The organism is Micromonospora sp. NBC_00858, from assembly GCF_045207365.1.
Classification (GTDB): domain Bacteria; phylum Actinomycetota; class Actinomycetes; order Mycobacteriales; family Micromonosporaceae; genus Micromonospora.
Genome location: NZ_CP108828.1, coordinates 4385064 through 4398231 on the forward strand (window position 1 = coordinate 4385064; position 13168 = coordinate 4398231).

The 13168-nt window shown below is 68.6% G+C and carries 13 protein-coding genes and 1 pseudogene; 8 read left to right on the plus strand and 6 right to left on the minus strand.

Going from position 1 to position 13168, the window contains the following annotated elements; translation table 11 throughout:
• The first annotated feature begins 351 nt into the window (after positions 1 to 351).
• Both OG990_RS20330 and OG990_RS20335 read left to right on the plus strand, forming a co-directional pair.
• Positions 352 to 1467, plus strand: coding sequence for a MerR family transcriptional regulator (locus OG990_RS20330; RefSeq protein WP_406076778.1), 1116 nt, complete (start codon positions 352 to 354; stop codon positions 1465 to 1467).
• Positions 1468 to 1620: 153 nt separating this feature from the next.
• Positions 1621 to 2229 carry a class I SAM-dependent methyltransferase gene (locus OG990_RS20335; RefSeq protein ID WP_355603685.1) on the plus strand — a complete coding sequence of 203 codons (609 nt, stop codon included), beginning with the start codon at positions 1621 to 1623 and terminating at the stop codon, positions 2227 to 2229.
• A gap of 105 nt (positions 2230 to 2334) precedes the next feature.
• Here the strand turns inward: OG990_RS20335 and OG990_RS20340 are convergent, their stop codons facing one another.
• Positions 2335 to 3465 (minus strand): GlxA family transcriptional regulator, encoded by a 1131-nt coding sequence (locus OG990_RS20340; RefSeq protein ID WP_406076779.1) that lies wholly within the window; start codon positions 3463 to 3465, stop codon positions 2335 to 2337.
• Between the two features lie 382 nt (positions 3466 to 3847).
• Between OG990_RS20340 and OG990_RS20345 the strand changes: the two genes are divergently transcribed.
• The 5 genes and pseudogenes from OG990_RS20345 (at position 3848) to OG990_RS20365 (ending at position 8223) form a co-directional block, all read left to right on the plus strand.
• Positions 3848 to 4486: an HD domain-containing protein gene (locus OG990_RS20345; protein ID WP_406076780.1), complete on the plus strand. Its 639-nt coding sequence runs from the start codon at positions 3848 to 3850 to the stop codon at positions 4484 to 4486.
• 68 nt (positions 4487 to 4554) lie between these two features.
• Positions 4555 to 5490: an NADP-dependent oxidoreductase gene (locus OG990_RS20350; RefSeq protein ID WP_406076782.1), complete on the plus strand. Its 936-nt coding sequence runs from the start codon at positions 4555 to 4557 to the stop codon at positions 5488 to 5490.
• A gap of 311 nt (positions 5491 to 5801) precedes the next feature.
• Positions 5802 to 6764, plus strand: a complete 963-nt coding sequence (locus OG990_RS20355) for a TIGR03619 family F420-dependent LLM class oxidoreductase (protein ID WP_406076783.1) — start codon at positions 5802 to 5804, stop codon at positions 6762 to 6764.
• A gap of 623 nt (positions 6765 to 7387) precedes the next feature.
• A pseudogene (locus tag OG990_RS20360) lies at positions 7388 to 7897 on the plus strand (glycosyltransferase); the annotation flags it as partial.
• A gap of 68 nt (positions 7898 to 7965) precedes the next feature.
• Positions 7966 to 8223: a hypothetical protein gene (locus OG990_RS20365; RefSeq protein ID WP_406081987.1), complete on the plus strand. Its 258-nt coding sequence runs from the start codon at positions 7966 to 7968 to the stop codon at positions 8221 to 8223.
• Between the two features lie 6 nt (positions 8224 to 8229).
• On the opposite strand, the gene phnE is transcribed toward OG990_RS20365, so the two are convergent.
• The 4 genes from phnE to OG990_RS20385 all read right to left on the minus strand — a co-directional run bounded on the left by phnE (position 8230) and on the right by OG990_RS20385 (position 11421).
• Positions 8230 to 9054: a phosphonate ABC transporter, permease protein PhnE gene (gene phnE, locus OG990_RS20370; protein ID WP_406076784.1), complete on the minus strand. Its 825-nt coding sequence runs from the start codon at positions 9052 to 9054 to the stop codon at positions 8230 to 8232.
• A gap of 67 nt (positions 9055 to 9121) precedes the next feature.
• A complete protein-coding gene (locus OG990_RS20375) occupies positions 9122 to 9847 on the minus strand; it encodes an ATP-binding cassette domain-containing protein (RefSeq protein ID WP_406076786.1) in 726 nt (241 codons plus the stop codon).
• A gap of 4 nt (positions 9848 to 9851) precedes the next feature.
• Complete coding sequence (locus tag OG990_RS20380; RefSeq protein WP_406076787.1) at positions 9852 to 10868, minus strand: phosphate/phosphite/phosphonate ABC transporter substrate-binding protein; 1017 nt, start codon at positions 10866 to 10868, stop codon at positions 9852 to 9854.
• The gene (locus OG990_RS20385; protein WP_406076788.1) at positions 10756 to 11421 is read right to left on the minus strand and encodes a DUF4097 family beta strand repeat-containing protein; all 666 of its coding nucleotides are present in this window, start codon (positions 11419 to 11421) and stop codon (positions 10756 to 10758) included. Before OG990_RS20385 ends, OG990_RS20380 begins: the two co-directional genes overlap by 113 nt.
• 237 nt (positions 11422 to 11658) lie before the next feature.
• Between OG990_RS20385 and OG990_RS20390 the strand changes: the two genes are divergently transcribed.
• Positions 11659 to 12441, plus strand: coding sequence for a helix-turn-helix domain-containing protein (locus OG990_RS20390; protein ID WP_406076789.1), 783 nt, complete (start codon positions 11659 to 11661; stop codon positions 12439 to 12441).
• Between the two features lie 13 nt (positions 12442 to 12454).
• Here OG990_RS20390 and OG990_RS20395 read toward each other — a convergent pair whose 3' ends face one another.
• Positions 12455 to 13141: a response regulator transcription factor gene (locus tag OG990_RS20395; RefSeq protein WP_355603167.1), complete on the minus strand. Its 687-nt coding sequence runs from the start codon at positions 13139 to 13141 to the stop codon at positions 12455 to 12457.
• Between the last annotated feature and the right edge of the window lie 27 nt (positions 13142 to 13168).

Consider the following 13168-nt stretch of genomic DNA (forward strand, 5'->3'; position numbering starts at 1 on the left):
GCCGGTCGGCGCGGACGAACTGCACGTCGGTGCGCCGAGCTACGCGCTCGAGGGCGGTTGGACGATCGGCCCAGACGACAGCCGACGGGACCTGTGCGGAGACACCGCGCATCGGTGGGTCGTGCGCGAAACACCCCGACGCGCAGACGGGCCCACCTGTCCATGGTGTGCGTCGCCGCTCTGGGTTGCCGTGGACCTGGACACCGCAGAACCGGCCATCGAAGCTGCGCTGACACGAAGGCAACGTCAACCGCACAATGATCAAACAGGCGTTGCCGATGAGCGGAACTCGATCATGCCAGCAGCGAAGTGCTTGCTCCTCACGCGGCGTCATGCCACATAGTCGGTGGCGTGGAGGAGCACCTGACCGTGGGGCGTGTGGCGGAGTTGGCCGGCGTCAGCGTCCGCACGCTGCATCACTATGACGAGATCGGCCTCCTGGAGCCGTCCACGCGGACCGCGGCCGGGCACCGGGCCTACTCCGCCGACGATGTGGAGCGACTCCGGGAGGTGCTCGCCTACCGGCGGCTCGGCTTCGGATTGCGGGAGATCGCGGATCTGGTTGACGATCCGGCCACCGACGCAGTCGCGCACCTGTGCCGGCTGCGCGGCCTGCTAACGGACCAGCGCGACCGAGCTGCTGCCATGGTCACGGCCATAGACAGGGAACTGGAGGCACGAGCAATGGGGATCAGGACGACGCCAGAGGAGCAACTGCAAGTGTTCGGCGCGCAGTTGTACGACGCCATCGGATCTGCTTACCCAGCGACGCGGCGCACCGAGCCGCGGATCGCCGCGCAGATTTGGGATGCGCTGGGGGACGCACGAACGGTGCTGAACGTCGGGGCTGGCACCGGTTCCTACGAGCCCCCCGACCGCGATGTCACGGCGGTGGAACCGTCGGCGGTCATGCGGGCGCAGCGTCCCGTGGGCGCGGCGCCGTGCGTGGCCGCCGCCGCGGAGAGTCTGCCGTTCGAGGACCAGTCTTTTGATGCCGCGATGGCGGTGAGCACTGTCCATCACTGGCCGGACCCGGTCGCCGGGCTGCGTGAGATGCGGCGTGTGGCCCGCCGCGTGGTGGTGTTCACGTACGACGCGGATGACACCGGCTGGCGTCAGCGGTTCTGGCTCACCCGCGACTACCTGCCTGAATTCGCGAACCTTCTCGTCGGCTGGCCGTCCCTGGCCGACCTGACCCGCGCGATCGGAGGACGCGCGGAGCCGGTGCTCGTCCCCTGGGACTGCGCTGACGGCTTCTTCGAGGCACACTGGCGCCGGCCTGAGGCATACCTGGACGAACATGTACGCCGCGCGGTTTCGGTATGGACCAGAGTCGGACCGCAGGCTGAGCAGCGGGCAGTCAGCACACTCCGCGAAGACCTTTCCTCAGGTCGGTGGGCCGAGCGCAACCGCGACCTCGTTCCCCTCGACACCGCAGAGCTCGGCCTCCGCCTGCTCGTAGCCTGAACCACCGTGCGCGAGAACGCCATCAAGGAGCTGACCTACCGCGATCGGTAATTGCAACCACGGCGACGGTTGGCCTGAGTCGCCGCCTTCGGTCGGCGGCGAACTGGTCATGGGCCTGGCTCCGGCCAATCCGAGAGCTCATATAGTCAGGCGGTGAACATGGAGCAGGTCCGGCAGGCGTACGCGTCCGTTGCAGAGCTCTACATCGAGCTGTTCGGCACGAGCCAGCAGGTACACGCCGACGACCTCGCCTTCATCGGGCGACATCTGGCAGGCCGACCTGGCACGGTGCTCGATCTCGGCTGCGGGCCTGGCCATATCACCGGCTACCTTCGCTCACTGGGCGTCGACGCAACGGGAATCGACATGGTCCCCGAGTTCATCGCCCACGCGAGGGCGAACCACCCGAGCGCCGAGTTCCACCTCGGGTCGATGGAACGCCTCGACGTCGCCGACCACTCCATCGCCGGCATCCTGGCCTGGTACTCGTTGATCCATCTACCGCCGCAAGATCTCGACGGCATGCTCGCTGAGTTCCGGCGAGCCATCGCCCCGTCCGGAACGTTGGTGCTGGGTCTCTTCGACGGTGACGAGGTCGACGCCTTCGACCACAAAGTCGTGACCGCCTATCGCTGGCCCGTCGACGCGATCTCCGAGCGACTGACGCGTGCCGGCTTCACGGAAGTTGAGCGCCAGCGGCGGCCCAGTGACGGCACTCATCGGCCGCTCGCCGCCATCGCGGCAGTCGCAACCGACCGGTGAGCTGAGTCGGTTCCTGACGCGCAACGCCAAGCCAGGACCCGTCCTGAGGCGGAGGCCAGACACGACGCGGCCGCACGCCAGCTCCCTCAACTTGCAACTGGAGTACTAACCCGCATTCGCACGGCGGGTCGTGCTGAACCGGCGTTGGTAGGCGGCTGGGCTGATCGACAGCTTCCTGGCGAAAACCCGTCGCATGCTTTCGTAGCTGGGGAACCCGGCGAGGGTCGCGGCCTGCGTCGCGGTGTGTCCTTGGTCGAGCAGTGCCCTGGCCATGTCGAATCGGATGTTTTCCACGTAGCGGGCCGGTGTCGTGGACAGCTCGTCGTGGAAAAGCCGGGTGAGGTGCCGGGTGCTCACGTTGAGGTGTTTCGCGAGTTCACCGAGCGAGTGGTCCCCACGGGGGTCCGCCGTCACCAGGTCGGTGATTCTGCGGAGCGCTGGCGAGCGGGGCGGCGGTCCTTGCAGCGGTGCCGAGAACTGGGACTGGCCGCCCGCGCGCTGCATGTACACCACCAAGGCGCGTGCGACGTCGCGTGCCAGGTCGGGCCCGTGGTCCTCTTCGACGAGAGCGAGCGCCAGGTCGATCCCGGCCGTCACCCCTGCCGACGTGTACGTGGTGCCATCGCGAACGTAGATCGCGTCGGGCTCGACGCGGCACGTCGGATACCAGGCGGCAAGCTCGTGCGCGACCTGCCAGTGCGTGGTCGCACGCTTGCCGTCGAGGACGCCAGCGGCGGCGAGGACGAACGCCCCGGTGCAGATCGATGCGACCCGGCCGGCCACAGCCGCCGGTATCCGTACGACGTCCGCCAGGTCGGCGGGGACACGGGCGCGCGGATAGAGGTCGGACCCGGCCACCAGCAACGTGTCGAAAGCCGGCTCCGAGGAGATGGCGCCGTCGACCGCGACCCGGACCCCGAGGTTCGACGTGACGTCCGCACCGGTCGGCGACAGCAGCACGATCCGGTAGTCGGCACCGAACCGGTTCGACTCCTTGAACACCTCCGCGGGACCGGCGACGTCCAGCAACGTCACTCCGTCGTAGACGAAGATCGCGACGCGATGGGGGCCAGCGTTCACCACACCGGTCCCTTCGGAGCCGGATCCCTGCGGTGAGCGACCGGACCCCGGCGGCACTGACCGCCGTCGGGTCGGCGAAACATGAGCATGGACACCGCTTATTGGTAGCACGCCATTACCGGAGACGACGGGCATCCTCGTGGCCGGGTTACTCACGTTTCGACTATTGCAGGTAAACGAACTCCCTGCGATCTTCGCCTGATTACGTACACAGCGGGGTTTATTCAAGAAACGCCGGAGCCGTCGCAAAGGCTGGTCTACGAAATCCTCTTTCCGCAACCGATGCCCGGTTGACTCACGCGATGAACCCGACACCAGGCGTCGCGTGGAACGGGCCGTGACGGACGACACGAAGTCGCAGGCCACGCGCTCGTCCCGCTGGGGGGACACGGCACCGCGCGTGGTGGAGCACGACTGCGACTTCGCCCTGTCCGGATATAGGTGATTTCCGTCCGGACGAAGGCGGCGCCATACGACGATCGGTGGGCAGCATGGAGGTCGGAAACATGGTCCGCACACTCGGGGAAGGTCAGAGATCGTGCCAGAGGTCATCGCGGGGCTGGAGATTCCTGAGACAGCGGCGGTCGCCGAAGCGACCGGGCGCATCCGGGAGACGACCAGCCCTCTCATCTACCACCATTCCCGAAGGGTCTTCCTCTTCAGCCTGATTCACGCTCACAAGCTCGGCGTGAAACCGGACCCGGAGCTGCTCTATCTGGCGGCCATGTTCCATGACGCCGGCCTCCTGACTCCCTTTTCCGACGTCGAGCAGCGCTTCGAAGTCGATGGCGCTGACCACGCGCGCAAGTTCCTCCTCGACCGGGGTTTCTCGACGGGGGCCGCCGAGACCGTTTGGACGGCGATCGCGCTACACACCACGCCGGGCATCCCCGACCGGATGGCCCCGGAAATCGCGACCACGTACCTCGGTGTCTTGACCGACGTACTCGGGTTGGGCCTGGACGGACTGGAACACGATCAGCTGGACGAGATTCTCGCCGTCCACCCACGAGGGGACTTCAAGAACGAGTTTCTGCGGGCCTACGTCGACGGGCTGAAGAACCGCCCCGAAACCACGAACGGCACCGTGAACTCCGACGTGCTCGAACACTTCATCCCCGGCTTCCAGCGCGTCACGACAGTCGAACGCATCGTCGGATCGCCCTGGCCGAGCTGATTGGACATCTCACGAGAGCACGCGATGAACGGTAAGAGCCGACGAACTTTCTTGGAAAGGATTCGAGCATGCGAGCGATCACCGTGCGAGACCGTGACGCGGGTGTCAGCGGGCTCACCCTGACCGACATGCCCTACCCCCACGCTGCGGAAAACGATGTCATCGTGCAAGTGCACGCCGCAGGCTTCACCCCCGGAGAACTCGACTGGCCGGGAACGTGGTCCGATCGCGCCGGTCGCGACCGGGCACCCAGCATCCCCGGGCACGAGCTGTCCGGAGTCGTGGTCGAGCTCGGCTACGGAACCACCGGCCTCACCGTGGGCCAGCGGGTGTTCGGACTGACCGACTGGACCCGCAACGGATCCCTGGCCGAATACACCGCGGTGGAGGCTCGCAACCTCGCCCCCCTCGCCGCCGACATCGACCACACCGTGGCGGCCGCGCTGCCCATTTCCGGACTGACCGCGTGGCAGGGACTGTTCGACCACGCCCACCTCACGACCGGCCAGACCGTCCTCATTCACGGCGCCGCGGGCGGCGTCGGCTCGATCGCCGTTCAACTCGCGCGGGAGGTGGGCGCTCGCGTGATCGGCACCGGCCGAGCAGGCGACCGTGACGTCGCTCTCGGCCTCGGCGCGCAGACCTTCCTCGACCTGGACGCCGACGATCTGCAGCACGTCGGCGAGGTGGACGTGGTGTTCGACGTCATCGGCGGCGACATCCTCGAGCGATCGACCAAACTGGTACGCGCAGGCGGCACCCTCGTCACCATCGCCACCCCACCTACCGTGCAGCCCAAGGACGGGCGGGCCATCTTCTTCGTCGTCGAACCTGATCGCGCTCGGCTGACCGACCTCGCCCAGCGCCTCCGGACCGGACGGCTCAACCCCATCGTCGGCGCCGTGCGACCGCTTTCCGAAACGGCCTCCGCGTTCGCCCGCCGCCGCACGCCAGGCAAGACGATCATTCAGGTCGCGGACGAACAGGGAACGCAGCACTCGTGATCAATGTGCGAATGCCAGGGGCGGGCTGATCGCCGGCACGGCTGCCGCGGTCGCCGGATGCACACCCCACACGATCCACCTTTCCCGATGCCTGACTCATCCCCTTGGGTACGCCATTCCTCGTGCCTGAGAAAGGAGTCATGCAGCTCCGCCGCCAGGGGGCTGGGTTGGCCACATGCCGGCAGGACCGCCGAGCAGACCCCCGGCGGCATACGGCCGTGACGAATTACCGGCCAGGCCCTGGCATCGCTGACTCGTCGGGACTGCGATCTCTGACAACCCGTTTATGAATTCCACCTGTGGGAGGACCCATGGAACTCGGTCTCGCACTGCCCACCGCCGGGCCGCAGACCTCGCCGGAGACGATCGTCAAGGTCGCCAAGGAGGCCGAACGGCTCGGTTACAGCGCCCTGTGGACGTTTGAACGCCTGCTCCGCCCGATCGACAAGGTCGTGCTGTGGACGGGGGGTGAACCCGAGATGTTGCCGGAGTTCTACGGCTCGACGTACGAGCCGCTGGAGACGCTGAGCTACATCGCCGCCGTGACCGAGCGGATCAAGCTGGGCACCGCGGTTCTGGTGGCGCCGCTGCACGTGCCCGTGATGCTCGCCCGCCGGCTCGCCACCCTGGACCGGTTCAGCGGCGGCCGGGTCATCGCCGGTCTGGGACAGGGCTGGCAGCACAACGAGTTCGAGACGGCGAACGTGTCGAGCGGCCGCAAGGGTGCCCGCACGGAGGAATTCATCACGGCGCTGCGGGCCGCGTGGGGCCCGGACCCGGTCCGGCACGAAGGCGAGTTCTACCGGATCGCGCCGTCGCAGGTGAACCCCAAGCCGGTCCAGGCCCGCATTCCGGTGCTGCTGGCCGCGAATGCGCCGGCCGCCGTCAAGCGTGCCGCCCGGATCGCGGACGGCCTGATCCCGATCACCTCCTCGGCGCAGGAACTGCGCGGCGTCGTGTCCGCGTTCTATGACGCCGCCCGAGAGGCGGGCCGCGACCCCGGGGATCTCATGGTGGTCAACCAGGTGCCCTGGCCGACCCCGGTCACCCGTGAGCCGATCGGGGAGGGCCGGCCCTTCCTCGGCGGATCGCCCCGGCAGATCGCCGAGGACCTCATGGTCGCCCGCGAGAGTGGTGTGACCCAGGTGTACCTCGCTGGCGGCCAGGGCCTCGGGCTCGACGTGGGCCTGAAGGCCGCCGACGTGGACCAATGGCTCGGGTTGCTCGGTGAGGTGATCGAGGCGGCCGACCGCCTCGGCGTCCTCGCGCCGTGAGGATCAGTGAGCAGCGGGCTCCGGCGCCCATCGGGCCGGAACGCCGGGACCTCCCTCCACCCTCGCGTGGTGAAGCCGGCGCTGTACTAAGTGAGGAGACTCGAATGGCCAAGGTAATAGTTGGAGCGACTCCCTTTCAGGGACACGTGAGCCCGGTCCTCACGGTCGCGGCGGACCTGGTTGGGCGTGGTCACGAGGTGGTCGTATACACCGGATCCCGGTTCGAGGAGCGCGCGCTGGCGATCGGAGCGCGATTCCAGGCACTACCGCCGGAAGCCGATCTCGACGACCAGAAGTTGGACACCCTCTTTCCGGTGCGGGCCACGCTGCCACCAGGACCGGCCCAGTTGTCGTTCGACTTTGAGAACTTCTTCCTCGGCCATCTGCCCGCGCAGGTGCGGGGTTTACGGGCGCTGTTGGCGACGTTCCCCGCGGATGTGGTGCTTGGTGAGCTTGGGTTTTGGTCGATACCGGTGCTCAGCCTCTCGACAGCGCCGGAGGAACGCCCGACGCTCGTGACGCTGGGCTCTGTCCCCCTGCTGATCCAGAGCGAGGACACTCCTGCGTTCGGCGCCGGTATCGTGCCAACGCCAGGCGAGGAGGCGCGCGCCCGCAACCGCGCGATGAATGCTGAGGTGCGCCAGGTCTTTGCCGAGCTGCAGAGATTCGGCGAGGCAACGTTCGAGTCGTTGGGTGTGACGGTGCCCGGCTACCTCTTCGACGCGCCGTTCCGCCGTACGGACCACTACCTGCAGCTGACCGTGCCCAGCTTCGAGTACCCCCGCAGCGACCTTCCGGAGCACCTGCAGTTCGTCGGTACGCTTCCTCCAGCCTCCACCGGCGACTACGTAGAGCCGCCATGGTGGCCCGAGCTGTCAGCCGGCCGGCCGGTGGTGGTCGTCACCCAGGGCACCGTCGCCAACAACGATCTGAACGAACTGGTCATCCCCACGGTGCGCGCCCTCGCCGACCTCGACGTCCTCGTGGTGGCCGCCACCGTTCGCGAGGACGGGCCGGACCTGGTACGCCGGGCGCTGGCCGAAGTGCCGGACAACGTGCGGCTGGCCGGCTTCGTGCCGTTCGACCGGCTGCTGCCACACGCCGACGCATTGGTCACCAACGGCGGCTACGGCGGGGTGCAGACCGCCTTGTACTACGGAGTGCCGCTGGTGGTCGCCGGTGCCAGCGAGGACAGCCGGAGGTGGCCGCCCGCGTCGAGTGGAGCGGCACCGGCGTCAACCTGCGCACCAGCATGCCGGGGGCGACCGAGTTGCGCGCCGCCGTGCAGACGGTGCTGCGCGACCCGAGCTACCGCTCCCAGGCCGGGATCCTGGCCAAGGAGATCGGCCAGTACAACCCGTTCGAAGCGATCGCCGAAATCGTCGATGCGCCCGCCCGCCGCCCAGGTCCACGAACGGGTCCGATCGAGCTGGCGCCCCGTCCCGCCGGGGCGGTGTGAAGCAACTCAGTGCTGTGGGCGCCAGCGTTGGCGGAAGCGGGGTCGTTCGCAGTCGCCGGGCGGCCCGGCGATGACCCCGAGCCGCCGGCGGATCAGGACCGACACGCCGTCGACGATGAGGACCAGCAGCAGCACGGCGGCCATCAGCGTCGCCAGCTCCTGGTAGCGGAACAGGTGCAGCGCCACGCCGAGCTCCTGGCCCAGCCCGCCCGCGCCGACGTAGCCGATCACCACCGAGCTGCGGACGTTGCACTCCCACTGGTAGAGCAGCTGGGACACGATGGTGCCCCGAGCCTGCGGGACGACGGCGAAGAGCGCGGTCGCGGTGCGGGAGGCGCCGGTGAGTCGGACCGCCTCCACCGGGGCCGGGTCGACCGCCTCCATCTGCTCGGAGCAGAGCTTGGCCACCATGCCGGCCGAGTGCAGGCTGATCGCGTAGACCCCGGCGGCCGGTCCGAGGCCGACCGCCGCCACGAAGAGCAGCGCCCACAGCAACTCCGGTACGCCCCGCAGCACCGCGGCGAGCCATCGCGCCGGGAGGGCCAGCACCCGCGGTGCCCGTACGTTGCCAGCGATGAGCACTGCCATCGGCAGGCCGAGGACGGCACCCAGCACCAGCGCAGCGACCGAGATCTGCAGGGTCTGCACGGTCGCGGCGGCGATCCGGCGCAGCAGTACGGGGTCCAGGTCGGGTGGGAAGAGCCCGGAGAGCAACCGGACGGTGCCCTCCCGCCCCTGCACCAGCGATCCGACGCCCACCCCGGTCGCCGAGAGCGACCAGAGCACGACGGTGGCGCAGACCAGCAGCCCCACCCATTGCAACGTACGCATCGGTGCCCGTGTCCGCGGACCGGCCGGCCGCCCCGCGGACGCGACCGGCGGGTCCTTATCCTCCGTCTCAAGCGGCATAGAGCTGCTCCATCGAGATCGTGTCCGGTGGGCCGTCAGCGACGATCCGCCCCGCGCGCAGCCCGACGACGCGGGGGAACTGCCGGGCCAGCGCGCCGTCATGGGTGGCGAGCAGCAAGGTGACGCCGTCCGCCCCGCGCAGGTCCGCCACGGCGGCAGCGGCCCGCTCCGGGTCCAACCCCGTCGTCGACTCGTCCGCTAGGAGCAGCCCTGGTCCGCCGAGCAGCGCCCGTACCAGGGCGACCCGCTGGCGTTGACCGCCGGAGAGGTGCTCGATCCGCCGATCGAGCAGGTCGACGATCCCGTGTCGGTGGGCCAACTCGTCGAGGCGGGCGGTGTGCCGGCGCGGCACGCCGCCCCGGGCGACGGTGAGCCAGTCGCCGACCCGCCACCGCCAGGACTGGCCCATCAGGATGTTTGTCCGCGCGCTGACGCCGGGGACGAGGTCGTCGCGCTGCCGGAGGAACCCGGACCGCTGCCGCAGCGCCCGCACGTCGGCGGCCGGCCCGAAGGGATCACGGCCACCGACGCGGACCTCCCCCGCCAGCGGCCGTACGCCGCCGAGCAGCACCCGCAGCAGGGTGCTCTTCCCGGCTCCCGAGGAGCCGAGCAACGCCACTTGTTCGCCGGCGCGCACCTGAAGGTCCACGGATTCCAGCGCCGGAACGGCTTGGCTGTCGAACCTGACGGAGAGCCCGGTCAGCGTGACGTCCATGCTGTCACCGCTTGGTGAGCAGACCGAGGCGCTCGGCGTTCTGCCGTACCTCGGTGTAGTCCGCAATCGAGACCGCCGCGTAGGACTTGGCCCGCATCAACGACAGCAGGGCTGGGTCCGTGATGGCGAGGAACGCGTCGGTGACCTTCTGCCGGGCGGATTCGTCGAGCCCATCCCGGGCCACCCACGGGTAGCCCATCACCTCGCGCTGTTCCACCACCCGCAGGGCGCCCTTCGGGACGGTGCCCTGCCGCTCCAGCCGGTGCAGGATCCGCAGTTCGAGCCCGCCGGCCTCGACGGAGGAGTTGAGCACCGCCTGCGCGGTCGCGTCGTGTCCCCCGGTGAAGGTGACGTTCCGCAGCGGGGGGCAGGCGTTCAGATCGTCCGGCTGGCACTTGGCGCCCGCGTCGACGAGCATCATCCGCGGGTAGAGGCTCCCGGACGTCGAGCCCACGTCCCCGAAAGCGAACCGGCCACCGGCGGCGACGACGTCCGCGACGGACTTGGTGGGGGCCTCCGCCCGCACGACGACCGCGGCCCAGTAACGCGGGGTGCCGGTCTCCTCGTCGACCTCGGTCACCAACGGCACCACACCCGGCGACTGCTCGGCGGCCTGCGTGTAGGTCAACCCACCGAGGTAGGCGACGTCCACCTGCTTTGCGACCAGGGCAGCCACCACGCCCGCGTAGTTGTTGGCGACGAAGAGCTCCACCTCGACCTCGAGCCGATCAGCCAGATAGGTCCGCAGCGGCTCGTACAACGCGCGCTGCTTCTCGGAACGAAAGCGCCCCAGGCAAGTGCGCCGCGACGAACGCGTGGATCGCAAGCCCCTCGGGACGGACGGCGGGCCCACCGCGACCGACAGGATCTCGATCGCGGTGGGCCCGGCCGAATAGCCCTTCTGCTTCTCAGAGGCTGCGGGCGGCGATGTCGCCATGGGAGGTGGTGGCACGGATGTCGAGTTCGGCGGTGCCATCGTTCTTGAGGGCGTTGCTGACACGGCCGTAGCCGGTACCGGCATCCAGCGCGGCCGAGACGCCGGCGGCGGCGGCGACCGAAATGTTGCCGGACTGGGTGCTGAGCACGACCGTGCCCCGCACGGCCTCGGCGATCCGGATGTCGCCCCTTGCGGTGCTGATTTCCGCAGGACCGTTGAGCCGGCCGACCTCGACGTCGCCGTCGATCGCAGTGAGGCGGACGCTCGCGGCCTCGTCGATCTTGATCTGGCGGTACGCGCCTTCGAAGGCGACGTCGCCGAGACGTCCGACGCCGCGGAGCTCGGCGCTGGCGGTCTTGGCCTCGATGCGAGAGCCGGCGGGCAGCTGGACGGTGACCTCCAGGGATCCAGAGGGGCCGAAGAGCTGGCTGTTGGGGGTCGAGGCCGTGATCCGCAGGACGCCGTCGGCGTAGGCGACGGTGGTCTGCTCAGCGGCCTTGGTGTCGCGGCTCTTGGAGGGGTCTGCGGGCCGGACCTCGACGGTGGTGTCGGCGCGGTCTGCGGCGATGAACTGGATGCGCCCGGCGGGGATGTCCAGGACGGCGGAGATCGGGGTGGGGGTGGCGAACTTCTGCATCGTGCTCTCCTGTGCTCGTTCGTGTTTCTGACACCGGAAACGCTACGTTGCTTTCCACAACCCGGCAACAGTCCTGTTGCATCGGAGCGGCATATACGCAGGTAGGAGCATAGAAAGTGTTGCAACGACTCTGGATTCAACGCAACGGTCACTGCACTGATCATTGCAATGAATGAGAAGTGAACGCTATGATGGGGGGAGCAGGGACCGCCATGAAGGACCACCAAGGAGATCGCGATGCCGGGAGGCAGGCTCAGCCAGCAGGAACGTCAGCAGATCGCGCTGGGGGTGGCCGACAGCCTCCCCTACGCAGAGATCGCCCGACGCCTCGACCGTCCCACCTCGACGATCACGCGTGAGGTGATGCGCAACGGCGGCCCCACCGCCTACCGCGCCGACCTGGCCCACCGCGCCACCGAACGCCGCGCCCACCGGCGCAGGCCCGCCTCCTCTCGGGGGGCGGAATCAGTCCCCCAGCCGCACGGACGCGACGCCGAGGCCGTGGCCGAGTACGAGGAGACGTTCACTACCGTCCTCATGGCTTCCGGCCTGACCAAGATGACAGCCCGGGTGCTGACCTGCCTGTTCACCACCGACGCGGGCAGCCTCACCGCGTCCCAACTCGCCCAGCGTCTCCAGGTCAGCCCGGCGTCCATCTCCAAGGCGATCACCTTCCTGGAGAGCCAGAGCCTCGTCCGTCGAGAACGCGACGAACGCCGCCGCGACCGCTACGTCGTCGACGACGAACTCTTCTACCAGGCGACGATCGCCAGCGCCCGATCCAACGACCAGCTCGTCGCAACCGCACGCCAGGGCGTCGCCATCCTCGGCCCCAACACCCCCGCCGCCACCCGCCTGGAGAACATCGCCCGCTTCCTCGACTTCATCAGCGAGAGCATCACCCGTGCCGCCGAACAGGCTCGCGAAGTCCTCCACACCAAACTCGAAACAACCTCGGCGGCACCGGCCAACCAGGTCCAGACCACGGATAGGCAGCCGTCTCGACCACCACAGCCATGAGACGAAGCGTCCGCTAGTTGTCCGCGACCACCAGCCGGTAGCCGACGGAGGGGTCGTTCTCCAGGAAGTGGCCGTCCTCGTCGTGGAGCTTCCGTCTGATCCGATACGCGTAGACCTTGAGGTACTGCAACTCCTTCGAGTACGCGGCTCCCCAGACGTTTTCCAGGATCATCCGCCGGGTGCAGATTTTTCCGACGTGGCGGGCAAGGTACGCGAGGAAGTCGAACTCTTTCGGGGTGAGGTCAAGAGGACGACCGTCGAAGGTGGCCTCGTAGTGCACGAGGTCGAGACGAAGGGGGCCGGCGCGCAGTTCTGTCGTCTGATCGTCCGCGGTCCCCGCCAGGTGGTGGCGGAGTGCGACGCGTACGCGCGCATCAAGTTCCCGCATACCGAACGGTTTGGTCATGTAGTCGTCGGCACCGCCGTCGAGCGCGTCCACCTTGCGGTCTTCGGAGCTGTCGGCCGACAGAACGACGACGGGAAGGTCGCTCCAGGTGCGGATGCGTCGGCAGACCTCCAACCCGTCGATGTCCGGCAGGCCGAGGTCCAGGACGATCGCCTCAGGTGGTCGCAGCGCGACCTCGTTGAGCCCGTCGATGCCGGTTTCGGTGGTCCGTACGTCATGACCGAGTGCCCGCAGCCCGACCCGGCAGGCGTTGAGCAGGTCGCTGTCGTCGTCAACGATCAGGATGCGGGACAAGGTGGATCTCCTCGGGAAGTGGCGACG